This window comes from Sulfitobacter sp. M39, from assembly GCF_021735935.1.
Lineage (GTDB): Bacteria > Pseudomonadota > Alphaproteobacteria > Rhodobacterales > Rhodobacteraceae > Sulfitobacter.
Genome location: NZ_WMDZ01000001.1, coordinates 428,782 through 454,074 on the forward strand (window position 1 = coordinate 428,782; position 25,293 = coordinate 454,074).

20 protein-coding genes are annotated in these 25,293 nt (G+C 58.8%); 8 read left to right on the forward strand and 12 right to left on the reverse strand.

Annotated elements, in window-relative coordinates:
- Nucleotide 1: 1 nt before the first annotated feature.
- Both GLP43_RS02030 and GLP43_RS02035 read right to left on the reverse strand, forming a co-directional pair.
- A complete protein-coding gene (locus tag GLP43_RS02030; RefSeq protein WP_237277998.1) occupies nt 2–559 on the reverse strand; it encodes an RNA polymerase sigma factor in 558 nt (185 codons plus the stop codon).
- On the reverse strand, nt 556–711 hold the full coding sequence (locus tag GLP43_RS02035) for a NepR family anti-sigma factor (protein ID WP_005850632.1): 156 nt from the start codon (nt 709–711) through the stop codon (nt 556–558). The genes GLP43_RS02030 and GLP43_RS02035 overlap by 4 nt, the downstream gene beginning before the upstream one ends.
- Before the next feature lie 108 nt (nt 712–819).
- On the opposite strand from GLP43_RS02035, the gene GLP43_RS02040 reads away from it, so the two are divergent.
- Complete coding sequence (locus tag GLP43_RS02040; protein ID WP_237277999.1) at nt 820–1,629, forward strand: response regulator; 810 nt, start codon at nt 820–822, stop codon at nt 1,627–1,629.
- 146 nt (nt 1,630–1,775) lie between these two features.
- Entirely contained in the window at nt 1,776–2,078 is a 303-nt protein-coding gene (locus tag GLP43_RS02045; RefSeq protein WP_237278000.1) for a DUF883 family protein, read from the forward strand.
- Nucleotides 2,079–2,417: 339 nt separating this feature from the next.
- On the opposite strand, the gene GLP43_RS02050 is transcribed toward GLP43_RS02045, so the two are convergent.
- Entirely contained in the window at nt 2,418–2,774 is a 357-nt protein-coding gene (locus GLP43_RS02050; protein WP_237278001.1) for a hypothetical protein, read from the reverse strand.
- Nucleotides 2,775–2,857: 83 nt separating this feature from the next.
- On the opposite strand from GLP43_RS02050, the gene GLP43_RS02055 reads away from it, so the two are divergent.
- A complete protein-coding gene (locus GLP43_RS02055) occupies nt 2,858–3,586 on the forward strand; it encodes a Crp/Fnr family transcriptional regulator (RefSeq protein ID WP_237278002.1) in 729 nt (242 codons plus the stop codon).
- A 3-nt stretch (nt 3,587–3,589) separates the two neighbouring features.
- Here GLP43_RS02055 and GLP43_RS02060 read toward each other — a convergent pair whose 3' ends face one another.
- Both GLP43_RS02060 and GLP43_RS02065 read right to left on the reverse strand, forming a co-directional pair.
- Nucleotides 3,590–4,516, reverse strand: a complete 927-nt coding sequence (locus tag GLP43_RS02060; RefSeq protein ID WP_005850639.1) for a YihY/virulence factor BrkB family protein — start codon at nt 4,514–4,516, stop codon at nt 3,590–3,592.
- 53 nt (nt 4,517–4,569) lie between these two features.
- Nucleotides 4,570–5,421 (reverse strand): formate/nitrite transporter family protein, encoded by an 852-nt coding sequence (locus tag GLP43_RS02065; RefSeq protein ID WP_074636592.1) that lies wholly within the window; start codon nt 5,419–5,421, stop codon nt 4,570–4,572.
- 120 nt (nt 5,422–5,541) lie between these two features.
- Between GLP43_RS02065 and GLP43_RS02070 the strand changes: the two genes are divergently transcribed.
- Both GLP43_RS02070 and GLP43_RS02075 read left to right on the forward strand, forming a co-directional pair.
- Complete coding sequence (locus GLP43_RS02070) at nt 5,542–6,792, forward strand: aminotransferase class V-fold PLP-dependent enzyme (protein ID WP_237278003.1); 1,251 nt, start codon at nt 5,542–5,544, stop codon at nt 6,790–6,792.
- Between the two features lie 100 nt (nt 6,793–6,892).
- Entirely contained in the window at nt 6,893–8,173 is a 1,281-nt protein-coding gene (locus GLP43_RS02075; protein ID WP_237278004.1) for an acetylornithine deacetylase/succinyl-diaminopimelate desuccinylase family protein, read from the forward strand.
- A 5-nt stretch (nt 8,174–8,178) separates the two neighbouring features.
- Here GLP43_RS02075 and GLP43_RS02080 read toward each other — a convergent pair whose 3' ends face one another.
- Entirely contained in the window at nt 8,179–9,450 is a 1,272-nt protein-coding gene (locus tag GLP43_RS02080; RefSeq protein WP_237278005.1) for an Hsp70 family protein, read from the reverse strand.
- Between the two features lie 143 nt (nt 9,451–9,593).
- Between GLP43_RS02080 and GLP43_RS02085 the strand changes: the two genes are divergently transcribed.
- On the forward strand, nt 9,594–11,072 hold the full coding sequence (locus tag GLP43_RS02085; protein ID WP_237278006.1) for an ABC transporter substrate-binding protein: 1,479 nt from the start codon (nt 9,594–9,596) through the stop codon (nt 11,070–11,072).
- 69 nt (nt 11,073–11,141) lie between these two features.
- Here GLP43_RS02085 and GLP43_RS02090 read toward each other — a convergent pair whose 3' ends face one another.
- The gene (locus tag GLP43_RS02090) at nt 11,142–12,779 is read right to left on the reverse strand and encodes a type I secretion system permease/ATPase (protein ID WP_237278007.1); all 1,638 of its coding nucleotides are present in this window, start codon (nt 12,777–12,779) and stop codon (nt 11,142–11,144) included.
- 236 nt (nt 12,780–13,015) lie between these two features.
- Nucleotides 13,016–14,224 carry an O-antigen ligase family protein gene (locus GLP43_RS02095; RefSeq protein WP_237278008.1) on the reverse strand — a complete coding sequence of 403 codons (1,209 nt, stop codon included), beginning with the start codon at nt 14,222–14,224 and terminating at the stop codon, nt 13,016–13,018.
- A gap of 263 nt (nt 14,225–14,487) precedes the next feature.
- Here GLP43_RS02095 and GLP43_RS02100 point away from each other — a divergent pair, with 263 nt between their 5' ends.
- The gene (locus tag GLP43_RS02100; protein WP_237278009.1) at nt 14,488–16,572 is read left to right on the forward strand and encodes a hypothetical protein; all 2,085 of its coding nucleotides are present in this window, start codon (nt 14,488–14,490) and stop codon (nt 16,570–16,572) included.
- On the opposite strand, the gene GLP43_RS02105 is transcribed toward GLP43_RS02100, so the two are convergent.
- From GLP43_RS02105 to GLP43_RS02120, 4 genes are read right to left on the reverse strand one after another with little or no spacing between them, the layout of a single operon-like run.
- Entirely contained in the window at nt 16,544–17,635 is a 1,092-nt protein-coding gene (locus GLP43_RS02105) for an acyltransferase family protein (RefSeq protein WP_237278010.1), read from the reverse strand. The two genes, GLP43_RS02100 and GLP43_RS02105, sit on opposite strands and share 29 nt — an antisense overlap.
- The gene (locus GLP43_RS02110) at nt 17,632–19,095 is read right to left on the reverse strand and encodes an oligosaccharide flippase family protein (RefSeq protein ID WP_237278011.1); all 1,464 of its coding nucleotides are present in this window, start codon (nt 19,093–19,095) and stop codon (nt 17,632–17,634) included. The genes GLP43_RS02105 and GLP43_RS02110 overlap by 4 nt, the downstream gene beginning before the upstream one ends.
- Before the next feature lie 27 nt (nt 19,096–19,122).
- On the reverse strand, nt 19,123–20,040 hold the full coding sequence (locus GLP43_RS02115; protein ID WP_237278012.1) for a glycosyltransferase family 2 protein: 918 nt from the start codon (nt 20,038–20,040) through the stop codon (nt 19,123–19,125).
- A gap of 48 nt (nt 20,041–20,088) precedes the next feature.
- Nucleotides 20,089–21,405, reverse strand: coding sequence for an HlyD family type I secretion periplasmic adaptor subunit (locus GLP43_RS02120; RefSeq protein WP_237278013.1), 1,317 nt, complete (start codon nt 21,403–21,405; stop codon nt 20,089–20,091).
- A 570-nt stretch (nt 21,406–21,975) separates the two neighbouring features.
- Between GLP43_RS02120 and GLP43_RS02125 the strand changes: the two genes are divergently transcribed.
- The gene (locus tag GLP43_RS02125; RefSeq protein WP_237278014.1) at nt 21,976–25,245 is read left to right on the forward strand and encodes a Hint domain-containing protein; all 3,270 of its coding nucleotides are present in this window, start codon (nt 21,976–21,978) and stop codon (nt 25,243–25,245) included.
- The last annotated feature ends 48 nt before the right edge of the window (nt 25,246–25,293 follow it).

Genomic DNA, 25,293 nt, shown 5'->3' on the forward strand with positions numbered 1-25,293 from the left:
GTCAGAAAGAAGACACTTTAGATGCCGAGATAACCGACATCGTCGCATCATCCGTCATTTCAAGACTTTCATCCTCGCGCAGGCCCATCAGCTCAGCCAGCCGCGCACGGGCACGGTTTGTCCGGCTTTTGATCGTACCGACGGCAACGCCACACATCTCGGCGGCTTCCTCGTAGGAAAAGCCTGATGCACCGACCAACAGCAATGCTTCGCGCTGTTCGTCTTTCAGCAAACCCAGAGCTTTGCGGAAATCGGTCATTTGCATATGCCCGTCATGCGCTGGCTTTTCGGCAAGGCTTTCGGTGAACACACCATCCACATCAGCGACCTCGCGGTTGGCTTTACGACGGGAAGAATAATAGGTGTTCCGCAAAATTGTGAAGAGCCAGGCGCGCATATTTGTGCCGACTTCAAATTTTTCGATGTTGGTCCAGGCTTTGACCAGAGTATCTTGTACCATGTCATCTGCGATGGCACCGTTCCGGGTCAAACTGATGGCAAAGGCGCGCATGGCGGGCAAATGCTCCACCAGTTGGTCGCGGGGATCAGAATTGCTCATCCTTTTTTACCAGCGTTTTTATCCTGTTCTTTCAGTTGGTTAAGCAGGTCTTTAAATTTATCGGGAATCCCTTCTTCCATCGTTTCGTCATAAACGCGGCGAAGGTTTTCGTCGATAAAGCGCTCACGCTCATCGTTTTGGCCTGATTGCATGAACAAGTTTCCTGCCTTCTCTAATTACTGTATTTATACATATGACACGGAACCAAACACAGCGTTAGGGGGTTTGGTTCCAGAAATATTTTAAAAGGACGACAATAAATGACGGATGTCACCGAAACACCAAGTGTCAGCGATGCGTTGGGTGAATGCCTTCCTTACCTGCGTCGCTACGCGCGCGCACTGACCGGCAGTCAGAACAGCGGCGACGCTTTTGCAGCCGCCTCGCTTGAAGCGATTTTGACGGACCGGTCGGTTCTGGATGGTGTAGACACCCGCACAGGTGTGTTCCGCGTTTTGTACGGCATCTGGGCCAGTGCTGGTGCACCGGTCGAAGAAGGTGAAAGCGGCGCGCGCGCCAAAGCGCAAAAGCACCTCGCCAAACTGACCAACCACAGCCGCGAAGCATTGCTGCTGCACACGATCGAAGGTTTCTCGTTCAAAGAAGTCGGCCAGATCATCGGTGTTGAAGAAGGCGAAGCCAGCGAGCTGGTGCAGATTGCCCGCCGCGAAATGGCAGATAGTGTCACCGGTTCCGTCATGATCATTGAGGACGAGGCTATCATTGCGATGGACATCGAATCCATCGTCGCAGAAATGGGCCACCGTGTGACCGGTGTTGCGCGCACGCGTGACGAAGCTGTCAAACTGGGCAAAGCGGATGTGCCGGACCTGATCCTTGCGGATATCCAGCTGGCCGATAACTCCTCCGGCATCGATGCCGTGAACGACCTGCTTCGCGATTTGGGTAACCGCCCGGTGATTTTCATCACCGCATTCCCCGAGCGCCTGCTGACTGGCGACAAGCCCGAACCCGCGTTCCTGATCTCTAAGCCGTACACAGTGGATCAGGTCGTATCGGCTGTTTCGCAAGCGATGTTCTTCTCGTCGACAGAAACGCTGCACAGCTAAACCGGCATACACGCAAACAAACGAGGCCGCGGTGGTTCCACCGTGGCCTTTTTTTATTGATCCTGCGGGACGCAAGCCACGCCGGTAAGGAACTTATATCTACAGGGCGCGTTTGGTTGGTGAACACATGAATAATGGAGACCACCATGGCCAAGGACGTAACCAACACAAGCAACCTGTCTGTCGATGACATCTCGGTCCAGCTGGCCGTTTTGAAAGACGACATCGCGTCGCTGACAAGCACGATGGCCGATCTAACCAAAGCCAAAAGCGCCGAGGCCGCGAACCACGCGAAATCCACTGCAAATGATCTGGCCCACAGCGGTCGCGAAAAAGCGCTGGAAGCACAGCAATCTGCCGAAGATTTCGTGCGTACCCAGCCCGCTGCTGCATTGGGCATCGCCGCCGGTGTAGGGTTTGTTGCAGGTCTCTTCGCGACACGCCGCTAATGTTAGAGTACGTGACAGACAGGGTCGCTGAGAAAGCGACCCGCACTGCTCAGACTGCCGCAATCGGTTTTGGTGCAATGCTCTGCCTGATCGTAGGCGGGGCGTTTCTTGCAGTGGCTGGCTGGCTCTTCCTACTGACAATTACCACTCCGTTGGTGGCTTGCCTGATTATGGGCAGTCTATTTTTCGGGGCTGGTCTGATATTGATCGCGGCCCTGTCTATCCGTGCCCGTGCAATACGCCGGCAAAAGCGCGAAGCAGCGTTGCGTGCACAGGCAATGCAGCAAGCTCAGGCCACAAGCGGTGTAGGCGGGATTGCCGCCATCATCACAGCCTTCGTCAACGGCCTGAACGCAGGGAAGCAAGCGCGTCGCTAATGCCTTGCACCATCGTTTCATTGGTGAAAGGCCGCTCTACGACAGAATAGGTGAATGTGTCGGGAATAGTCAGGGCGTCGCCGTATAGAACATAGGCGACGTCTGTATCGGGCATGTCGGTTGCAAAAAGCTCGGCAAGTTCGGTCGCTGTGCCAGAGACAAGCGCCACCGCTTGAGACGAACAGCTACGCAGTTCTTGAACGAAAGCAGAAAGGGTTTCAAACGCAGAAAAAGCGGTGCCACCGAATGCCTGTTCAAGCATGTCGATCACATCAGCCCGAATGATTGGGTCAGTATCGAAAACGAAAATTGGAATCACTACGCGCCTTTCTGGTTGGCTGAATCTAGCAACATTTCTTTTTCGTCGCGTTAAACTATGACATACGAGTTAGGATTTTTTTCATGGGTATCGATTGCCGCTATTGTCCGCTGCATAAAAAGGACGCCTTTGTCACCATGACACGGGAAGAGCTTGAATTCATGCAGAAATTCAAGGTCGGCGAGCTAAGCGTTGACCCTGGCACGACGATACTGATGCAGGGATCGAACTCGCCGCAGCTCTACACCGTGCTGTCCGGCATGGGCATCCGGCATAAGTCGCTGGATAACGGCGAACGGCAGGTCATTAACTTTGTCTTCCCCGGCGATTTCATGGGGCTTCAGGCTGGTATGCTTGGCGAAATGGGCCACAGCGTAGAGGCGCGGACCCACATGCGCATGTGCGTGTTCAACCGGTCGGATTTCTGGTCATTTTTCCGTAGCAACCCCAACCGTGCATTCGATATCACATGGCTCGCCGCGATTGAGGAGCATTTCTTGGGCGAAACGCTGGCCACCGTTGGCCAACGCACCGCGCTGCAAGCGGTGTCATGGGCAATGCTCAAGTTCTTTGAACGCGGGATGGGGCTGGGGTTGGTGACAAATAACACAATGACCCTGCCCTTCACGCAACGCGATCTGGCGGATGCATTGGGTCTATCGCTTGTCCATACCAACAAAACCCTCGCGAAGCTGCGTGACCAGCAACTCGCGTCCTGGTCGGATCAGGTGTTGCAGGTCAACGACCTCGACAAGCTCGCCGACGTCGCCGAGACAGAGCGCAGCAAACCGGCCAAGCGCCCCTTGATGTAGGCGCTACTCCTCGCTCACACTTACCAGATTATCCGCCACATAGGCCCCGCGTTTACCAAGCGGCCGGTCGCGGCCAATGGTGCTGTCAGGGCGCGTGCGCAGTTCAACCTGCGCGTTCCACGACGCCCCCATCAGCACCAGAAAACTACTGATCCACAGCCAGACCAGCATGGCGATCACAGCACCAATAGACCCGTAGACCTGATTGTAATTGCCGAAGTTCGCCACATAATAGCTGAACCCGATCGACACCACTGCCCATGAAAACACCGCGAAAACGGCCCCCCATGTCAGCCAGCCGATGCGCGCCGCACGACGGTTCGGGCCAAAGCGGTACAGCACGCCAACACCGGCCAGCAGCACCAGTATCGCAATGCTCCAGCGTATGATTTCGGCGACGAAATAGCCGAACACCCCCAGGGGGATGAACGACAGCACAATAGGTGCGATCACCACAGTGATCAGCGCAATCAGCCCCACCATCACCAAGGTAAAGGTCAGCATCAACGCCCGCAGATAGTGCCGCGCGGCGTTGCGATTGCGTTCACTATAGACGCTGTTCAGGCCGATCATCATCGCGCCCACACCTGCCCGCGCCGACCACATTGCCACCAGAACCGAAGCCGCACCGGCCCACCCCAGTTTGCCGGTGCTGGTCGTGACCAACGACACCACCTGATCGTTGAGAATATCGTACACGTCATCGGGCAGCAGACCGCGCATGTCTTCCAGCTGGGCGATGACAACTACAGGGTCAGAGATCAGGCTCAGGATCGTGACCAGCGCGGCAAGGGCGGGAAACAGCGACAACATCGCATAAAAAGCGACCCCCGCCGCAATCAGCGAGACGTTCTTTTCAGAGATATCAACCAGCGCCGCTTTCAGCGCATCCCAGTACAGCTTTACGGTGCCCACCGATTTCTGTGTCAAAACCCTTGATCCTCGTTCCCCACGGCTGCGGCCCCTGCCACATCACATTTACGCTACTTTTCCTCTTCTACCTCATCGCGCACCTGACCCCAAGCGACGAGGGTAAAGATGATCGTTCCGCCAACAATGTTGCCCGCAAGCACCGGTAAGAAGAACTCGAACACCGCCGCCATCAGGCCAAGCTGGCCGTCCAGTATCATCACTGCCATCTCGACCGACCCCGCAACGATATGCGCAAAATCCCCCGCGGCGATAAGCCAGGTGAACACAAGGATCAGGAAGAACGACGTCTCATCCGCCTGCGGCATCATCCAGACAATAAGCGCGACGATGACCCCCGCCGGAATGGCCCGCCAGAACCCCTGATAGGCCCCCATGCTGGTTGCGTGATGCGACAGGTCCAGAATGGCGGGCAGCACCTCGGGCGAAATCGCGGGCGTCCAGAGAAACAGCATCGCCGCGGCAAAGGCCCCCACCACATTCGCCGCCAGCACGATCCCCCAAAGGCGGAACATACACATCAGCGAATGCCAGGTCTTGGCCCGCATGATCGGCAAAACGGTGGTGATGGTGTTTTCGGTAAACAACTGCATCCGCCCCATGATCACCGCCAGAAAACCCAGCGAATATCCCAGGTTCTCGATCAGGAAACGGTGCGAGGTATCGGGCAGATAGGTCCGGAACACGGCCTCACCCAGAACCGACAGGCTGATCATCACCCCCGCCGCGATCCCCGACCAGATCAACGACCGCTTGCTGCGCGCCAACTCTTCCTCGCCCTCACGGCGGATCACCTCGTAGATCAGCTTGGGCGACAGCGCCGTCGCTTCGCTGACCGATTTCTCCTCGGCTTGCGCGTCCTGTGGTTTCTTGCGCGAAACCCTGCGTTGAATAAGAGGGGCCATTCCTGCGCTCCTGAAAACTACGAACAAATGGGGCCGAGGCCTAAAAATCTGATTGTGATCCAGCATCAAACTAGCGCAGAAACTGCATAAGCACAGAAAGTAACGCAGCAGGGTCGCATAATGTTCACAGAAGATACCAAACTCATGTCGGCAATCCGTGACCGCTTTGCCCATGTTGACAGCTGCCCGTTCCAGGGGCCGCGCGTGTTTTTCGAAAACGCTGGCGGCGCGCTGACATTGAACGCGGTCGTCGAGACTTCGACCAAATTCGCAGCCATCCCCGACAATCAGGGGCGCGACAACCCCGCGTCCCATGCGCTGGTCGATATCATCAAACAGGCCCGCGCCGATATGGCGTTGTTCTTCAACGCGCCTGACGGGCAGTTCTTTGTCGGCGAAAGCGGGACAGAGCTGTCGTTCCGCCTGATCCGTACAGCCGTTATGGGCAGCGCCCCCGGTGCAGTCATCGGGTCTACTGTGGAACACCCCGCCTCGCGCAGCGCGGCGCAACACTGGGCCGATGTGGCGGGCAAACCCTATATCAGCGTGCCCCACGATAACGCGACAGGTCAGGTAACGCCCGACGCCTACGCCGCTTTGATGACCCCCGAGGTACGGGTCGCCACGATCCTGCACACCTCCCCCGTGACGGGGATCGCCAATGATGTGGCGGGCATCAGCGCCGCAATCCGCGCCATCGCCCCCGACGCCTATATCTTTGTCGACGGCATCCAGCACGCCAGCCACGGGCATATCGACATCGCCAGCTATGACATCGACGGCTATGTCATCTCTCCGTACAAACTGTTCTCGCGCCACGGCTACGGCATCGCTTGGGCGTCAGATCGTCTTACCGCGCTGCCGATCGAAACATTGGCAAACGGTCCCGCAGGAAATTGGGAAATGGGCACCCGTGACACAGGCGCCTATGCGACATTCTCGGATGTGGTGGGCTATTTCGACTGGCTCGGCAGCCAAGTGTCGGACGCCACGGCCCCCCGCGCGCGGATAGAGGCCGCCGCCGCTGCGATCCACGACCACGAGCAACAGCTGACCAATGCGCTGCTGTTCGGCACGGGCAACCTCGCCGGTCTGGCCGATCTGGCGGGCGTCACTATCCTGGGCGGCACCGACAACCCCGGCCGCGAAGGGCTTGTGTCCTTCACGCTCGACGCCCTGCCCGCGGCAGATATCGTGGCCCAACTCAACGCCCAAGGCATCCGGACCCATGTGCGCAAGGCGGATCACTACTCCGGCAACATCCTGACCCCGCTCGGGCTTGATGCCGCGGTGCGTGTGTCGCTTTGCCATTACAATTCCATGGACGAAGTCCGCGCCCTGCTCACGGCGATGAAGGACATCGCCGCATAAATGCCCGGTCGCCGCTTCATTTTGCAAAATAAACTCAAATCCGACGGGGCAACTGCAGACTTCGCTTGCCATATATGAACGCCCGTTCAAACATGGCGCCATGACAAGCACTCTCTCTACCGCCATTATCGCCAAGCGTGACGATCTGATCGCGCTGACCCAAGATCTGATCCGCATCCCGACGCTCAACCCGCCGGGTCAGGACTACCGGCTGATCTGCGAATACCTCGATACCCGCCTGCGCAAGCACGGGTTCGAGACGCAGCTGATCCGCGCCTTTGGCACCCCCGGCGATAGCGAGAAATACCCCCGTTGGAACATCATCGCCCGCCGCGAAGGGCGCAGGGCGGGCGAATGTGTCCACTTCAACAGCCACACCGATGTGGTCGAGGTCGGGGCCGGCTGGACGTTTGATCCCTTTGGGGCCGAAATCTCGGACGGCAAGATTTACGGGCGCGGCACCTGCGATATGAAAGGCGGGCTGGCGGCCTCTATCATCGCGGCCGAGACCTTTATCGAACAGCACCCCGATTTTAGCGGCGCAATCGAAATCTCCGGCACAGCGGACGAGGAATCCGGCGGCTACGGCGGTGTCGCCTATCTGGCCGAGCACGGGCATTTCAACCCGGACCGCGTGCAACATGTGATCATCCCCGAACCGCTGCAGAAAGACCGTATCTGTCTGGGGCACCGGGGCGGCTGGTGGGCCGAGATCGAAACCAAGGGCGAGATCGCCCACGGCTCCATGCCGTTTCTGGGCGATTGCGCCGTGCGCCACATGGGCGCAGTGCTCTCCGAGTTCGAAAACAAGCTGTTCCCCGCCATGGCCGCCCGTCACACAGACATGCCCGTGGTCCCCGAAGGGGCGCGTAGTTCAACCATGAACATCAATTCGATCCACGGTGGGCAAAAGGAAAACGACCCGGATTTCGACGGGCTACCGGCCCATTGCGTGCCCGACAGCTGCCGCATCACCATTGACCGGCGCTTTTTGCTGGAAGAACCGCTGGATCAGGTGCGCGGCGAAGTGCGCGCCCTGCTGGAAGGTCTGCGCGAAACGCGGGTCGATTTCGAGTATGAGCTGACAGAGCTGAATTCGGTCCTGCCGTCGATGACCGACCGCGATGCGCAGGTCGTGCAAACCGTCGCCCATGCGATTGAGGATATCATGGGCAAGCCCCCTGAATATGTTGCCTCCCCCGGGTCATACGACCAGAAACACATCGACCGGATCGGCAAGCTCAAGAATTGCATCGCCTATGGCCCCGGCCTGCTAGAGCTGGCGCATAAGCCGGATGAATACATCGGCATTGACGATATGGTCGACAGCGCCTGCGTGATGGGGGCCGCGCTAGAGACGCTGCTGCTTCCGAAAGACTAAGGCCCTCAGCCTTCAGCAAAGGCGTGTGGCGCGGCGATTGCCAGACCGTCGACGATTGCGGTCATCGCGGCCCCGCGGTGCAGTTCGGCCTGCGGGAATGCATCGCGCATGGCACGGTCGATCACGCCCATCAGACTGGACCCGCCGACAAAGATCAGCTTGGTCACGGCGTCGGGTTTTACCTCTGCCTGCGCCGTCAGATCGGTCGCAACCTGCGCGATATCCCCTGCCATCTGCGCCAAACTCGCCGCCATCATTGCCGGCGGCAGCGGCACCGTCAGCCCGCGCTCCACGATCTTGAGGTCAATCTGCGGCGGGGCGCTGGCATCGGGGTCGTTCGCCGCGATCTTGCCGGCCTCTACCGCGAAGGCCATATCGTGGCCCAGCTCATCCTCCAACACGCGTTGCAGCCGGTTCAGCAGCTTCGGCTCTACCGCGTATTTCGCCAGATCCTCGACCGCACGACGCTGTTCGCGGGTGTAAAGGAACGGAATTTTCTGCCACGTCGCCAAATCGGCGAAGACCGCATGCGGGGCGGCGTGGGTTTCATCACCGAACACATGTTTGATCTGGCTACCCATCCCCAGATGCGGCATCACATGCTGAAGGCTCAGCTCGCGGTCAAAATCGGTCCCGCCAATGCGCACCCCTTTGCTGGCGAGGATATGAATACCCGCGTCACCCTCCTGCCGGAACAGGGTAAAATCAGACGTACCGCCCCCGATATCCACGATCAGCCCCAGATCGCCCGGTTCAAGCACGGCACGATTGGCCAGCGCCGCGGCCTCGGGTTCGGGCATAAAGCGGACCTGCTTGAACCCGGCTTGCATATAGCATTCGGTCAAATCCACCAACGCCTGCGCGTCCCGCGCCGGATCGGCACTGTGGAACATCACAGGCCGCCCTGACAGCGCCCGATCAAACTGCTGGCCGGTGGCGCGCTCTGCCTTCGTCTTCAGCTCGGCGAGAAAGCTCGCCACGATGGCGATGAAATCCATGCGCTTGCCCAACAGAACCCGGCTTTCGCGCATCAAGGGCGTGCCCAGCAGACTTTTGAGCGCACGCATATAGCGCCCGTCCTCGCCGCCGATCAGCGCCTCTTGGGCACCGCGACCATAGATGATCCGCTTTTCCTCATTGTCGAAAAACAGCGCGGTCGGCAGCGTGTTCTGCCCCGCCTCGACGTTAATCAAATGCGGCACACCGTCTACGGCATAGCCCACGGCAGAGTTGGACGTTCCGAAATCGATACCCAAAGTGGGTGACATCGTAGCCATGGCGCGCCCCTGCAAAACCTTAAAAAACGGCGCATAAACCGCGCACAGGCTGGGTACAACCGATAATTGCTGCAGCATCCCGACGCTGGTCAAACCTGACAGAACTGGTTAACATTTTTCCTTATTGCCAACAGGAGACACCCATGGCCCATCTTCGCAAACGTATTCTAGGCGCCTGCGCTGCCGCGCTGATGGCCACCGGCGTCGCCGCGCAAAACGACATCACCGTCGCGATGCAGCTTGAACCACCGCATCTGGACCCGACAAGCGCTGCGGCGGGGGCTATCGATCAGGTGCTCTATTCCAACGTTTTCGAAGGGCTGACCCGCTTTATGGGCGACGGATCGGTCGTGCCCGGGCTGGCGCAATCGTGGGAAATCTCTGACGATGGCCTGACCTATACGTTCAAACTGCAAAGCGGCGTGACCTTTCACGACGGAACGACGATGGATGCCGCCGACGTCAAATTCTCGCTTGACCGGATCAATGCCGAAGACAGCGCAAATGCCCAAAAGGCCTTGTTTGGCGCGATCTCGGAGGTGACGGTCGTCGACCCGTCGACCGTCGAAATCAAACTGTCAGAGCCGGACGGCAACCTGTTGTTCAACCTCGCATGGGGCGACGCGGTGATCGTGGCACCCGAAAGCATCGACAATATCAAGCAACTGCCCATCGGCACCGGCGCGTTCAAATTCACCAGCTGGACCCAGGGCGACAATATCCGCATCGAGAAGAACCCGAACTACTGGGGGACCCCGGCCGCGCTGGATATCGCCACGTTCAAATTCATCTCTGACCCGACCGCCGCTTTCGCGTCGATGATGGCCGAAGATGTTGATGTCTTCGCCGGCTTCCCCGCACCCGAGAACCTGCCGCAGTTCGAAGCGGACCCGCGGTTTCAAGTGCTTGTCGGTTCTTCCGAGGGCGAAACCATTCTCGCGATGAACAACAAACAGCCGCCGTTTGATGACCCCAAAGTGCGCGCCGCCGTCGCCCATGCCATTGATCGTCAGGCCATTATCGACGGTGCGATGTTCGGGTACGGCACACCCATCGGTACGCATTTCGCGCCCCATAACCCGGCCTATGTCGATCAAACCGCGCTGAGCCTGCATGACATCGAAAAATCCAAAGCTTTGCTGGCCGAAGCCGGCTTTGCCGATGGGTTCGAGACCACGCTGGACCTGCCGCCCCCCTCCTACGCCCGCCGCGGCGGAGAGATCATCGCCGCGCAGCTGGCCGAGGTTGGTATCACCGCCAAGATCAACAATGTCGAATGGGCCCAATGGCTTGAGACGGTGTTCAAGGGAAAGAACTTCGGCATGACAATCGTAAGTCACACCGAACCGATGGATATCGGCATCTACGCCAACCCTGATTACTATTTCCAATATGACAACACTGATTTTCAGGCATTGATGACCAAGCTGAACGCGACAACCGACCCGGAAGCACGCAACGACTTGCTGGGTGAGGCGCAGACCATGATCGCCCAAGATCACGTCAACGGTTTCCTGTTCCAACTGGCGTCACTATCCGTCGCAAAGGCAGGTCTGACCGGCCTTTGGCGCAACGCCCCGACGCAGGCTGTCGACCTTACCGGTGTTTCCTGGGCCGAATAGGGCGACAATTGAACAAAGCGATAGAAGGGGGCTTGGGCCGTGCGCAATGCCCCTTTTTATACCATATGATTACCCCCCGCTCACCCGTGTTGCGCCATTGCCCGAAATCGGCAGCGTCTGAACCTTCGCCGCCACCCGCGTAGGGAAAGCGCGCCCGACGATATCATTGGTCAAGCCGAACTGCCTTATCCGCCCCTCGGACAGTATGAGCACTTTGTTCAACGCCGAAAGTGCACAGGGCTGGCGCGCCGTGATCACCACCGTGCGACCCCGATCCCGCATATGGCGTGCGACGTCGGTAACGATCTGTTCAGCATCGGGACAGTTGAAAAGCGACCGTAGCGGATCATCCATCACGACCAGTGCCGGATCGCGGACCAACGCCCGCGCTAGCCCGATCTGCTGTACCTCTCCTTGGGTTAACGTGGATCCCCCACCACCGCTCACAACAGTCATATACCCCTCCGGAAGAGCCATAATGGCGGGGTGCACCCGGGCAAGCTTCGCGGCGGCGATCACCTGCACGTCCGTGGTATCGGGGCGAAATCTGGAAATATTATCGAAAATCGTCGCGGGCAGAAGATCAATGGTATCGGGCAAATAGCCGATCGCAGGGCCAATCTGCGCGGAAGGCCATCGGACCAGGTTAACGGCATCAAACCGAACCTCGCCAGTTGCAGGGGCCGAAACGCCAACGGCCAGTTTTGCCAATATGCTTTTGCCCGCATTTGGCCCGCCGAGCACGCACAGCCCATCCCCCGGTGATAGGTCAAAAGAGACATCCTTCAGCCCGTTTTCCGCCCGCCCCTCGATCCCGCGGGAAACGGCGGTGAAAGAAATCCGGCCCTTTGGTTCAGGCAATGCAACCACCTCGCCCGGCGGGATATTGTGTGAAAAATGGCGGTGCAGGTAGCGATGCGCGGCCCAACCGCAAGCAATCCCCCGCCAGCCGCTGATCATCTGGTCGATAGGGGCCAGTACGCGCCCCGCCAAGATCGAAGCAGCCATAATCATCCCCGCCGAGATTTGACCCTGAATGACCAATATGGCCCCGACTGTCAGGATCGAGGATTGCAACATCAGGCGGAACGATTTGCTGAACGATGCCAGCGCATCCGGCGGGGCATGCAGGCGCTGGTGCCACGCCAGGCTGCTGCGCTGAAGTCCGCGCCAATATGTGGCAAGATCATCTTGCATACGCATAGCGCGCAGCGGTTCGGCCAGACGGCGACTGTGATAGGATATATCGGCGAGGGTATGATCCTGATCTGCAGAGATGCTGACGGTGTTGCGCGTCAAATAGCGGCCGATTGCCATGACGGCACACGCCAACGCCGCGCCGCCCAGAACCATCGCCCCCAACCAAGGGTGAATGACGTATAGGGCGAGCAAAAAGATCGGCACAAACGGCATATCGCAGACACTTATGAATGCGGCACTAGACAGCAGACGTCTAAGGTGCCCCAGTTGGTGCAGCGGCTCTTGTGCGCTTGCCGGTAGCTTGTTCTTTTCATCATTGCCGATCCAAGCCGCGAAACACTCAGCCCCAAGCGCTAGGTCCAAACGCACCGAAAGACGGGCTAAAAGCCGTTGCCGGATCAGGTCAAAAAGCCCGAAGAAACAATAAAGAAGCAGTACAATCCCGAAGAGACCCATCAGCGTGACCACTGATCCGCTAGGCAAAACGCGGTCATATATCTGGATCATGTAAATCGATCCAGTGAGCAGCAAGATGTTGATCACGCCACTAACCCCAAAAAGTACCCCAATCCCCCCAAGCTGTGATCGCAACGCGGCAGCATAGATGTTGTGCGTCGGCACGTTGCACTTCCCCCAAACCAGTCAGTCGTCATGGCCGACATTCCCTTGCGGCCTGGCTTCTGTGGTAGGGTGATTTCCTTTCCAAATTGGAAAAATTGGCAGGTTCGAAATGGATCAATACTTCAAATTGTACGTTCATGCCGCGGGGGTCGCGGCGTCGCATCCAACATCCACAATCCTGCCCCAAATATGAAGAATACGAAGCCATAAATGCTGCCCCAAATGTGCACCGTCGACAGCGTGAGGGTGAGCCCGGTAAAGCAGAGTATCCAGCCTAGTCGTAGCGCCGCTAGGGTCCGATCCATGGTGAAATCTTTGCGCCCGATACGCCAGAGCGCATAGCCATAGCCGATTGTCAAAAAAACGAACGCCGGCAATCCGAAACGCATCGCGATAAATAGCCAAAAATTATCGATACTCGAGGTGTGCATCCAAACCGGCCTGAGCCAATCGTTTAGCCCAAGTCCAAATACAGGTGCGCTCCATACATTTGCCATGCCCCATTGGAAAATAGCGGACCGCCAATAGGCGCTTTCGGCGGAAAATGTCGCATAGCTCATGAAAACTTGGATCGGGGTTCGATTGGAAAGCAGATCAATCACCACGTAACAAACAACAAAACAGGTTGAGAGGATTAGCCATCGTCGCCCGATCCTGCGACATAGGAAGCTCCAGAATATCAGCCCTATCTGCACGATTGCCGCCAGCAGCGCGCCGCTGGACAGCGATAGGAAACAACTGGCGCAAATCACCGTCATAACCACGGACCGCAAACCCAAGCTGTGCCGCCCCGCCAGCCCGATAAAGTACAGGGACGTCGCGATTGTACAAAATAAGCCCCAGTGAATTGGATGGTCGAACGAAAGCTGCACCCGCTCCAATCCCATGCGGCGATCAATCGCCAGATCCACCGGGGTCGTCAGCCCGGTCATCTTCCACAATTCAATGAGGACAGATGTCCCGCTTTGCGACTCTATCAAAGCCAGAGGGAAGCATAACACGATCAGCGCCGTGAGGATCTTGACCACTGCGGCAAAGCTGTGCCTGTCCCGGATAAAGGCGCGCCCGATCAGATACCCGCCAAGGAACTCTACCCCGATCGAGCCTGCATTCTGGGTCGCTTCCGCCGGATTGTTGACCGCTAAGGCCAAGGAAACCCAGAGAAAATGCATAAAGAACAAAACGTCTGTCAGCAAAACACGGCCGAAGTGGCCGCAAAACAGGCGGAGACTTAGCGGAATAATCAGCACTGCTAATAACGCCTTGGTCCCGGTCATATAGACCGACCCTAAATTGAAGCCGAGGGGCACCAGCAGGAGCCCGAAATACACGAGCACAACCCGTGATACGGGCCGTTGATAGTATCGCCGTGAGCGCTTGAGAAAGCCGTGCTGGTCCGTCGCGTATAGGTGGTTCACGTCCAAATCATATGTGTCCTTTCGTAGGAAGAATCGGCGATGCCACCACCATTGGGCTGAACATTTAATATTGCGTGAAGATTAACCCGCCCCCCGCCTCTTTCCCTGCGAATGCAACGGCTCAGCGAGGTTGATATGTATCGATGCCTACGAATTCTGATCGCGGGATATGGACTATGCAGATGACACTCGGGCTGGGCGTGAAACTAGGGCAATCGATGGCGGGGTCGCTGCCGCTAAAGGTACCGCCCGTCACAGAAATTCTAGCAGATGGTTGGCGGGCCGAGCACCGAGATATACCGTCGTTTTCCACCACTTCCGAGGCCCGGAATGTGACCGTGAATCGGCGCGGTTTTGATATGTCGGCGACGGCGGTCAGCAGGGCTTCGGTGGTGCAGCTCACCAGCCGTGTCAGGCAGCCCTACCCGGATCATTCGAATTTTACTGACAAGACCGTCGCGTGTTCAGAGTTTATTTACGCGGGCGATACTATCAACGGTGCAATCAATCACAGCACAAGGCCAGCGCCCCGGCCTATTGCCATGTGGCTAAACCACGACCACGAAAGGATAAAAGATGATGCACATATACTAAGGTTGGCAGTTGCCCACGCATATGCCCAACAGGGGCAACCCGTCGCGGCGGTGCGGTTCATTGTCCGCGATACGTTTGGCAACGAAGCATCGCAGCTTTTGTCGTCACAAAGCATTCTTGGGTTTGACGCGTCGGGGCTCCATGTTCCGCATTATGCCGCGACGGTAGATCTGTCAGGCTTGGCCCAGGGTGATTTATTGACTGTAGATGCGACCATCTACCCATGGGTGGGGAACGCCTTTTCCATCAGTGCCGACGCCGATGAATATCCGTCCCCTAACCTGACGACGCTTCGGATGCTGAACGATACGAGCGGCGGGTATGGGGCATGTTATGCTCAAGTCGATGGAACCACGGGCGACGATGCGACGGGTCAGGCCGCGTCTGCGCGCGCAGATGCCATCGCCGCCCCATTTGCGACAATCGCGGCAGCGGCCGACGCGATCAAGGAGTTTAATGCCGCGCATTTTGGGCGGGTGGATGATGCAGGCGGTGGCACGATTTTACTGGCGGAGGGGGCGCATATCTTAACGCCTTTCAAGGCAGCCGGTCGCTCGGCACAGCTGCCCTTGTGTATCAGGGCTGAAGAGCCGTCCAAACGGGACAGCACGATCTTAACCGACGGTGGGGCCAATCGGTTCAACGGCATACCAACGCACCTCAAGATTTGTGATATCACTTTGCAAAAAGGCGCGGCGAACACGGTGTTTCTGGACAGTGGCGCGGACTCGGCAGGCAATCTTTTGATAACAAAGAACTGTCTTTGGGACGCAAACGGTTTCGGCAGCTACGGCGCTTGGGTTTACCGGGTGGGGCGCTTTGTACAAATCAACTGCTCCGTCGTGCCCAACGAAGATCCACACCAAGGCAATTCCTTTTCGACCGAAGCAATCATGGTCACCGCGATCGGCTGCAAAAGCTGTGCCGGAACAATCACCTATCAGGCGCTCGGCTGTTCGGCGCTTGACGAATTCACCCTCCGGACGCCAGTTGGCAACCGTCCTGCCATGACCGGCACGTTTTTAGGGTGGAACACATTCAGCAATGGCAGCGCGACCAATGCAATCGTTTCCGTAAGCGCCGAGATCGGAGAGCGGGGCTTTGCCTTTGTGGGGAACATCGTGGAAAGCTGGGGGAGCTCCGCAAATGCAGCGCTGCGATTGAACGCTGACAGCGATACAAATGCAGCCCAAAACATCGTTGTGCACAACAATACCATCGCAGGGGAGCGCGCGAATTTGCTGTATCTGGACGGCACCGAGAACATGGCGAAGTCGGGCTCTTTCCGGAACAATCTGTTTCACCGCATCAATATCAAAAGCGATGTATTTTCCCGCGAAACATCCCCTACCGGCAACTGGCCAGCGCGGTACAAGGTTGGATGGTCGCATAATGTCGCAATCGCAGGGTCAAACAATGAACCCGGCTATGGCCCATCCTCGTGGCTGGGGGAACTGCCGTCAATCGGTGAGGTCTCACATATCGCGTCGCCTTGGGTCGACGACCGTTCACATACCGGCAGCAATACGGGCAGCGGTGACTACCGCCCCGACGCCTTGTCCGATCTGCCCAAAGTATCACCCGCGCAGGCCCCCTATGGCAGCGACCTTGCAGGAAATACATTGGGCGATAACGGCTTTATCGGCGCGGTGCTATCCTCCGCGTGATGAAAGACCCGCGCTGACCCTCCCGCGCGAAGGTCAGCGCGGGTCTTTCAACCCAGTGCCAAGACAATACCGCGCTCAGCAACGTCAACGGCAAAGCCAGCGCAATGTTCAGCGCTGGCGTCATGTCACCCCATCCCCAAACCACTAGCCCCTGCAGCGGCATCGCGTAAATATATATGCCGTATGAATAATCTCCGACCCTATTAAACATCAGCAGGGGGCCTACCTTGCAATACCCCGCCCAGAGACTGGCGTAGGTCGCGGCCAGTGCAAGCATTGGAAAAGCAAAAACCGTAGCTTGCACGGCCCATGTCAGGACGATCAACCCAACGACGAAGGGCCACCGCAAGGTGATATAATCACGCCAGATCCAGCAGGACGCCCCGAAAACAAAGGGCAAGGACAGCAGTCTCGTTTGCTGTAGGCGCGGATGAATGAGGTCGCCGAGATACGGCGCAATCCCCCACGCGATCAGGTAAAGCACCAACAGCACCCCCATCACCCGCCGGCGGGACAAGGCCCCGACAAGACCGGCGAACAGGATAAGCGCATAGCAGGCGACCTCATGCGCGAGCGTCCAAATCGACCCCTCCACGGTGGGATAGGGGTTCGTCGTAAACACGCCCGGCAAGGTATATTGTGGTTTAAACAAGAATATATTTCGCACGATAAACCGCGCCGTATCGGGATGAGACAGGTACGTACCCGCGTCTAACCGGCTGACCAGCGGCCCCATGATCAGCGCCACGATCAAGATGGACACGGCCAACCCCGGCAGCAGTCGCGCGGCCCGAGCCGTGACAAAGGACAAGGCAGACCCCTGCCGGTCATAGCTGCCCGCGATAAAGAACCCGGACAGGCCAAAGAAAACAAAAACCGCCAGCTCCCCCAGCGAATAGCCAAACGCTGTTTTCAAAGGCTCGACCGTGCCGCGCCCAAGCGCGAGCGGCCACGCGTGAGAAACCAACACCGCCACTGCCGCGAGAAAGCGAATGAGGTTAAAGTGGTTGTCCCGCCCGATGGCAAGCTCGGACAGACGGGGTGGCTTGGCGCGTCTCTTCATGGTGAACGACTGCCGTTGCTTTGGCCGGGGCATGTCTCTCGTGCGGTCAAGGTCTGTTTAACGGTGCTGTATTGCCTTGGGCTCCATCCAATATGCTGCTTATTCATCATTCTGCGGACGTCGGGCAGCGCCAGCAACAGACCGGCCAGCAACAGACCGAAGCCCGCGGCCCGAAACCCCGTCGGCTGGTCCTGCGTGAAAACCGCCCAAGCCAATACCGCGACCATACAGATCAGCGGCGGGGCCAATGGTCGGAGCGGCACCCGTTGCACGCGGTGCATCCACAGCAGCGCGATCATCAGCCCCGCGGCTTCGCCCAGTGCTGCGATATGCACCACACGGGTCAGGGGTGCGCCTTGCATCACACCCCATGCCGCGAGGGGTAAGAACGCGATGCGCAACAGGTCCGTCAAAAGCTCGGTCTTGCGATACCCTTCGCCCAGCGCGACAATCGCACACCCGCCTTTGGCAACCCGCAACGCCTGAACCGCCGTCAAGAGCGTCAACAGGGGCAGCACAGCGCGGTATTTACCGCCCAGCACATGGTGCACGAAGGAACCGCCAAACAGGCAGACTGCCGTGACCATTACTGCGGCCAGCACGATATGACTTTGGATCGTGGTGATCGCCTGGGCTCGAAATTCCGGAGGCGCGGTGTTGGCTGACAGGCGGGGTAGAAACAGGCTCATCGTGCTGCGCATCAGGACCAGCGACGGGGTCAGTGTTAGCGATACGGCCATGGAAAACAGGGCCAGCGCCTCTAGCCCCAGAAGACGCCCGACGATGGCGCGTTCGCCATTGAACACCAGAAACATCACCGCGCCGCTTGCCATGAGGGGCCAGCCGAGCCGCATGCTTTGGACCATAACGGTCCGATCAAACCGCAGCCGATAGGGGCGTTTCGCAACTACATGAGACACAAGCGTGCCCAGCGCCATATGCACCAACACGGCAAAAAGCATGATGCGGAAGTCATCGAACATCCGCGATAGGGGCAGCAGCGCGGCCAACGACCCCAGCGGCGGCAGCAGCGCGATCCATATCGCGGCGCGATGTTTGTGGTGACGGGTCTGGCGATAAACGTCCAGATGCATCCCCCCCTGTAACAGCGGCGCCACAGAGATCAGCTGAAACGCCCATGTTAGCTGCAACACCCCAAAGGCACGGGCCAGAAGCGGCGCGAGAAGAAACAGCGCCGCCGCCCCGATCATGCCACGTATCAGCGCCACACCATGCAGCGCGCTATGGATATCTGCGTCATCCCCGTTGGGATCGTTGACGATCTGTTGTTGAAAGCCAAGCGCCGTCAGCATCTCTATCATAGCAAGCGCGAGCACGAGGCTTGTGCCGATCCCGAAATCTTCGAGGCTGATCAGACGCGACACCACCACCGTTCGCAGCAACAAGATCGCGGCGGCGCAGGCGTTGCCGGACAGCAGAAAGCCAAACGACCGGATCACGGGCCACCCCCTGTCGGGCATCTGATATCAGGGCAGGTCAATGCGGTTCCACCGGTGCAAAAGCCGTTCGGGATCATGGCCCAACAGCAGCGACACCATCCGTCGCGCGCGGTAAAGCCGGATAGACGTCAGCCCGCTCAACGCCATCACACGGTTGCGCGCGCCTTTGATGCGGGGGCTGGTCACAATCTCCGCCACAGCGCAGAGCGGTGACGGAACAAGCAGCAGCGCCTTTATCGCCCACCGGATCAGGCCGCTAAGGCCGGTACAGCGCGCCCAGTCATGGGCAAGCTGCCTGTCCCATTTCAGCCGCAGGCCCGTCGCCGTATGCGGCGGGTGATAGACAAGCAGATCGGCGGCGAAGCCTATGCGATATCCGGCAGAGGTGGCGCGCTGGCCCCAGTCGCGGTCTTCGGCATGGTGGAGGCCCTTGAACGGGCCGACCGCGTCAAACACCTTGCGATGCACGATCAGATTGCCTGTCCCCGTGAACCCCTGTTGCGCGATGTAGCTGTCCATCCGGTAGGCGAAAATCGCTTGATATGCGGTCGCGGGGTCCAGTCTGCGCCCTTTACGTTCGATACGGACATCACCGCCAAGGATCCTATGGGGGTCGCGCGCCATATGCGTGGCAATATGCGCCAGCCAGTGCGCGTCGGGCAGGCAATCGGCGTCCAGAAAGGCCAGCACATCGCCCTGTGCCCGTGCCGCGCCAAGGTTACGTGCGGGGCCGGGGCCGGGGATCGGCTGGTGGATCAGGGATACCCATGGGTAATCGTTAACAACTCCTTGCGGTGACCGGGCGGAGCCATTGTCGACGACGATCACCTCGGCTGGCTTCCGCGTTCCGGCGTCCAGCGCGGCAAGGCAAAGCGCAAGGGCGTTGTGTTGGTTGAGATGAGGGATCACGACAGTGATGCCGGGTGGGGCGGACGGTGTGTTCATCCCCTCTTAAGACGGGAAGATGGTAAAGATTTCGCTAACGTCGAGGTCTCAGGAGCCGCGGAACCCCCGGCGCAGCTGGCTGCTGATAGGCTCTGCCAGATAACTCAGCACGGTTCTGTCTTTGGTCTTCAAAAACGCCTCGATCGGCATACCGGGGACCAAACGGACGGAGGCTGGCAGACGGTCCAGCTCGGTACGGGGGATGTCCAGAATGACCCGATAAAAGCTGTCGCCATTGCGCGGGTCCACCACCACTTGCGGAGAGATGCTGTAAACGCTGCCGGTCAGTTGCGGGGTCGTGTGCGGGTCAAAGGCGCTGAGCACGATGGTGGCAGACTGATCATAGCGTACCAGATTGATCGAACGCGGATCGACCTGCACCTCGAATTCGAACTTTGACTGCTGCGGCACGATATCCATCAAGGTCGCACCCGCCCCGACAACCGCACCAACGGTCGTGGCGCGCAATTCATGCACCATCCCGTCGACGGGGGCGCGAAGTTCAATACGGTCAAGCTGCGCTTGGCGGGTGAGGATCGACAGGGTCAGTTCCTGAACTTCGGCAGTGACCTCGCGCAATTGCAGCGCGACCTGTTCCTGAAATCGGCGATCGGCTTGCAGGCTTTCCAGCTTGAGCGTCCAGCGTTGGTGGATCAACCGCGCCAAATCCGCCCGCCGCGCGGCAAGGTCACCGCGCAAACCGGCCCGCGTGGACTGTAGTTGCGACAAACGGACCTGCGGGGCCAGCCCCTTTTCAACCAGGCGCGTGAGGCTGCGCAGCTCTGTCGTGAGGATGGCAAGCTGTTGTTCCAGCGCGGATATTTGACCGTTAAGGCCCGTGGCCTGGGTTTCGACATCGGCAAGATCACTGGCCATACGGGCGCGCATCCCCGCGCGCATCTGTGCCCGCGCCTCGAATATTGCGGCCTGCCCTGCCTGCGCTTGCGTCATATCCAGCGCGCCGATTTTTGGTGGCAGATCAATGGCATCGAAACGGGGGGCAAGGCTTTCGTCACGCTCTGCCTCCAGACGGGCGCGCAGGCCCGCCGCCTCGGCCAGACGGGCGCGGGCCATGCGCAGGTCAATCTGCAAGATCGTGGCATCAAATCGCGCCAAGACCTGCCCCGCCTTCACGATATCCCCGTTTTGGACTGGCAATTCCGCCAATACGCCGCCATCCACCGTCTGGATCACCTTGGGCTTTCCCGCCACATCGATCTGCCCCGTCGCGATCACCGCCCCCGAAATCTGTGTTGTCGCGGCCCATCCCCCAAGCAGCGCAAACAAGCAGAACATCGCGGCCATCGCGGCACCGGTAATGTGCCAAAGGCCGGTCTTGGGCTCAGGGGGGGCATGATGTGGCACGGAAAGCTCCTTTGGTTGATAGACCCGGCGGGGATGCTGGGGGTGCATTCACCTTCGACAGAGGCTTGAGGCGCTGCGGCGGCATTCATGGGGCGGAATTGAGGCGCAAATTCTGCATGGCGGCGCGGTACAGGGTCAGGGGGCGCCCTGTTGCCTTATCGGTTTCGCCCCCACAGACGGTCTACCCCGAGGGCGATACCCCGCGAAACCCAAGCATTTCCAGGCCGCTAGGTCTGCAAACTTGCGGGCGTTCCATGCTTGAGCGGGCCTAAGCGCGCTGCAAGTTCACGCCGCTTTTACCGTGCACTTCGGTCACACCTCTAAATACCCGGCATTTTAAACCATTTGACCACATCGCGGCGTATACGCCCTGCCCCCGCGTTTCCACGCTGTGCGCTTGGCCTTGATCCTTACCAGACTGTGTATTGTTTCGATCAAAAGCATAGAAACACGGCCACATTGTTTTTGTTTCCGGTCAAAGTGACGCCACATTGTCCCCGTACCCACAACAATACACAGGACGCGGGCCACAGGCCTGCCACCGGTTCAAAGATGTTGAGGGCTGTAACGATGGCAACCAGATTTAACGTTTTCTACCTCGGGAATTTCGAACGTATTGATACGGTCGAAGGCAATCAGGTCAGCGAAAACGCAAGCGCGCTTGAGGGTGAATCCTTTGGCGGTGCCAACGCCCCCCTGTACAACAACATCAAATCCTTCTCTCCGGGAGCGCGGGGGTATGGCAATACTGCACGCGGCACGTACTCTACTGATAACAGTGGGGAAAACGGGTCTGACACTTTCCGCATCGACGATGGTGACAGCCAGAATTTTGACGCCATCGCATCCTATGCCGCGACGCTGACCTACGCCGACGGGTCCCAAGCGACGGTGACGGCGATTGTTATCCAATCCACCAACGGCGACCTGTACCTCGCGCCGGCCCGCAGTTCTTCCGACTACCAATCCGCGCTTGAGGCGGGGCCGATCGAATCGATCACATTCAACACTGTCTCGTCGAACGAGTCGGCGATGGGGGCCAGCCGTATAGATGCCGACTATGTCGCGCCGGATGGCACCGTTGATGGAACGTCGGGTGATGATTCCATGCGGGTGGGATCGACCGACGCGCAAGCGGACGAGGTGGACAACAGCGGCAACGCGGTAAAGCTGGGCGCGGGCAACGACAAAATCTCGGCTGGATCGGGCGATGACACGATTTTGGGCGGCGCGGGAAATGACTATATCGCGGGCAATGACGGCGACGACCGCATCCACGGCGACGCCGACACCACCGAAGAGACCACGTTTTCCTGGGCCAACCAAAACATCGAGGACGGCGTTAGCGTCACGGGTGGGATCACCGGCGTCACCGACTCCGGCGATATCCAGGTCACGATGTCGCTTGATCAGGGTGAGAACTTTCGCTCTGCCACGATGGAGCGGAACGACCCGCTGTATGATTACAACGAGCTAAGCGACAGTTCGTCTATCAGTATCCTTGGCGGTGCAGAGGGGTCGGACCCGAATACCGCAAAAATGACCATCGATTTCACGTCGCTGGACAGCGGTGTGTCGGACGAGGTGAGCAATGTCACCTTCGGTATTTTCGACATCGATCAGGCCTATGGCTTCGTGGATGAAGTCATCGTGCGCGCCTATGACGCCGACGGCAATCTTATCCCTGTCAATCTGACGGCGGGCAATAGCGATACGCTGGACGTGAACGACGAAACCGGCCGTGCCATCAGCACGGATGCGGGGCGCGGCACGACCAATGCCAAGACGGGTTTCCTGCAGGTCGATATCGCGGGCCCCGTTTCGCGGATCGAGATCGAGTATAACAACCACGACCCCGATGATACCGGCCACGCGATCCGTGTTGGTGACCTTCAGATGTCGACCATCAGCGCGACTGATGCGGGCAATGATACGCTGGACGGTGGGGCTGGCGACGACACGATCTATGGCGACGGTGGGGATGACAGTCTTTCTGGTGGGGCGGACAATGACAGCCTGTCCGGCGGCAGCGGTGACGACCAGATTAAGGGTGGCACCGGGCACGACACGATCGCGGGCGGCACTGGCAATGATGCCATGTCGGGCGGGGATGACGCCGATCTGTTTGTCATGGAGGATGATTTCGGCACCGACAAGATCGCCGGTGGCGAAGGCGGCAAGGACTATGATGTCGTTACCTTCGACGCGCTGAGCAACGGTGTCTCGGTCACCTATACCGGCGCAGAGGCGGGCACCGCCACCGAAGGCCCCAACAGCGTTTCCTTCACCGAGATTGAAAAGCTGGTTCTGACCAATTCGTCGGATTATGTGGATGCCTCCATTGGCGGTGTCGCGGTTGATACCGGTGCAGGCGATGACACGATCAAGGTTGGTGATGGTGCCTATGACATCGACGCCGGGACGGGCGGTGACCGGATCATCCGCGAGGCGGGCACCACAGCGGACGACGCGAACTCCGTCATCGACGCGGGCGATGGCATCGATACCTATGTCGCGGGCAGCGGGCTGGGGGCGGACCACACCGTCGATCTTGCGGCGGGACGATTGGACCACGCAGGGAACGACCGCGGCGATCTGCTGAACTTTGAAAACGTCGCGCTTGAGAACTCTGCCGCGTCGGTCAAGGGCGACAGCAAAGACAACACCATCACCGCGCGCGGGACACAGGACAACACCTTGTCCGGCGGCGATGGCGATGATTCAATCGACGGCGGCGGTGGCGACGACAATCTTCATGGCGACGCTGGCCGCGATACCCTGATCGGGGGCGACGGTAATGATACGCTGGACGGCGGTCAGAGCGACGACCAACTGACAGGCGGCGACGGGGATGACGTATTTATCTATTCTGGCGGTCACGACACGATCACCGATTTCAACACGGGCAACACCGGCCCGCTGGATGACGACGACACTACCAACAATGATTTCGTCGATCTAAGCGGCTATTATGACAGTATCTCTGATCTACGCGCCGACTATGAAGACAACGGCATTCTGGATCAATCCAACTACGAGACGACGGATTACACCTATAATTCCAAGTTCGAAGATGGCTCGCTCAAGTTCATCGGCGTACAGGCGCAGCATTTTACCTATGACAACACCGGTGTCGTCTGCTTTGGCAAAGGCACCGCCATCCGCACGCCGCGCGGGGATGTCTTGGTCGAAGACCTGCGTGTCGGCGATCTTGTCACCACAATGGACAACGGCCCGCAGAAAATCCGCTGGATCAACACGCGGTCTTACGATGCCCGACAGATGCAAAAGGGATCCCATCTGCACCCCGTTCTGATCAAACGTGGCACTTTCGGTGCCGAACGGGATCTCTTGGTCTCGCAGCAACATGGTGTTTTGGTCGGCCAGAGTGGCGATAGCTTTGCCCGCGCCAAACATCTTGCCGACGCGGCCAAAGGCGTGCGCATCGCCAAGGGCAAGAAGTCGGTCACCTATGTGCACCTGATGTTCGACGACCATCAAGTGATCTTTGCCGAGAACGTCCCGTCGGAAAGCTTCTACCCCGGCCCGATGGCGCTGGACCAGATGAGCAAACCGCATCGCGCGGCATTCTCCAAGGTACTGCCCGCCTTGGGCACAGGGCGCGTCAATCGCGAAGAGGTCGCCAAGGTCTATGGCCCGACAGCACGCGTGTTCCTGAAAAAGAAACAGGTGTTGAACCAGCACGGTGCCCCCGCGCGCGGCAAGGGCAAGGCCCCCTCGCGTCTGATACTGCAGGCAAGCGCTGATCTGGCCCGACAACAGGCAACCAAGGCAATTCGGACCCGTAACACAGTGACAACGGCAGAGGCCCGCGCCTGACCCTAAAGCGCTGTATAGTCACTGTATCCTACACTGTATCGCACAAAA

Bases quoted from the DNA above. Each gene is read 5' to 3' on its own strand.
- GLP43_RS02030 (WP_237277998.1), bottom strand. From the start codon at position 559: ATGAGCAATTCTGATCCCCGCGACCAACTGGTGGAGCATTTGCCCGCC.
- GLP43_RS02035 (WP_005850632.1), bottom strand. From the start codon at position 711: ATGCAATCAGGCCAAAACGATGAGCGTGAGCGCTTTATCGACGAAAAC.
- GLP43_RS02040 (WP_237277999.1), top strand. From the start codon at position 820: ATGACGGATGTCACCGAAACACCAAGTGTCAGCGATGCGTTGGGTGAA.
- GLP43_RS02045 (WP_237278000.1), top strand. From the start codon at position 1,776: ATGGCCAAGGACGTAACCAACACAAGCAACCTGTCTGTCGATGACATC.
- GLP43_RS02055 (WP_237278002.1), top strand. From the start codon at position 2,858: ATGGGTATCGATTGCCGCTATTGTCCGCTGCATAAAAAGGACGCCTTT.
- GLP43_RS02065 (WP_074636592.1), bottom strand. From the start codon at position 5,421: ATGGCCCCTCTTATTCAACGCAGGGTTTCGCGCAAGAAACCACAGGAC.
- GLP43_RS02070 (WP_237278003.1), top strand. From the start codon at position 5,542: ATGTTCACAGAAGATACCAAACTCATGTCGGCAATCCGTGACCGCTTT.
- GLP43_RS02075 (WP_237278004.1), top strand. From the start codon at position 6,893: ATGACAAGCACTCTCTCTACCGCCATTATCGCCAAGCGTGACGATCTG.
- GLP43_RS02080 (WP_237278005.1), bottom strand. From the start codon at position 9,450: ATGGCTACGATGTCACCCACTTTGGGTATCGATTTCGGAACGTCCAAC.
- GLP43_RS02085 (WP_237278006.1), top strand. From the start codon at position 9,594: ATGGCCCATCTTCGCAAACGTATTCTAGGCGCCTGCGCTGCCGCGCTG.
- GLP43_RS02090 (WP_237278007.1), bottom strand. From the start codon at position 12,779: ATGATCCAGATATATGACCGCGTTTTGCCTAGCGGATCAGTGGTCACG.
- GLP43_RS02100 (WP_237278009.1), top strand. From the start codon at position 14,488: ATGCAGATGACACTCGGGCTGGGCGTGAAACTAGGGCAATCGATGGCG.
- GLP43_RS02105 (WP_237278010.1), bottom strand. From the start codon at position 17,635: ATGAAGAGACGCGCCAAGCCACCCCGTCTGTCCGAGCTTGCCATCGGG.
- GLP43_RS02115 (WP_237278012.1), bottom strand. From the start codon at position 20,040: ATGAACACACCGTCCGCCCCACCCGGCATCACTGTCGTGATCCCTCAT.
- GLP43_RS02125 (WP_237278014.1), top strand. From the start codon at position 21,976: ATGGCAACCAGATTTAACGTTTTCTACCTCGGGAATTTCGAACGTATT.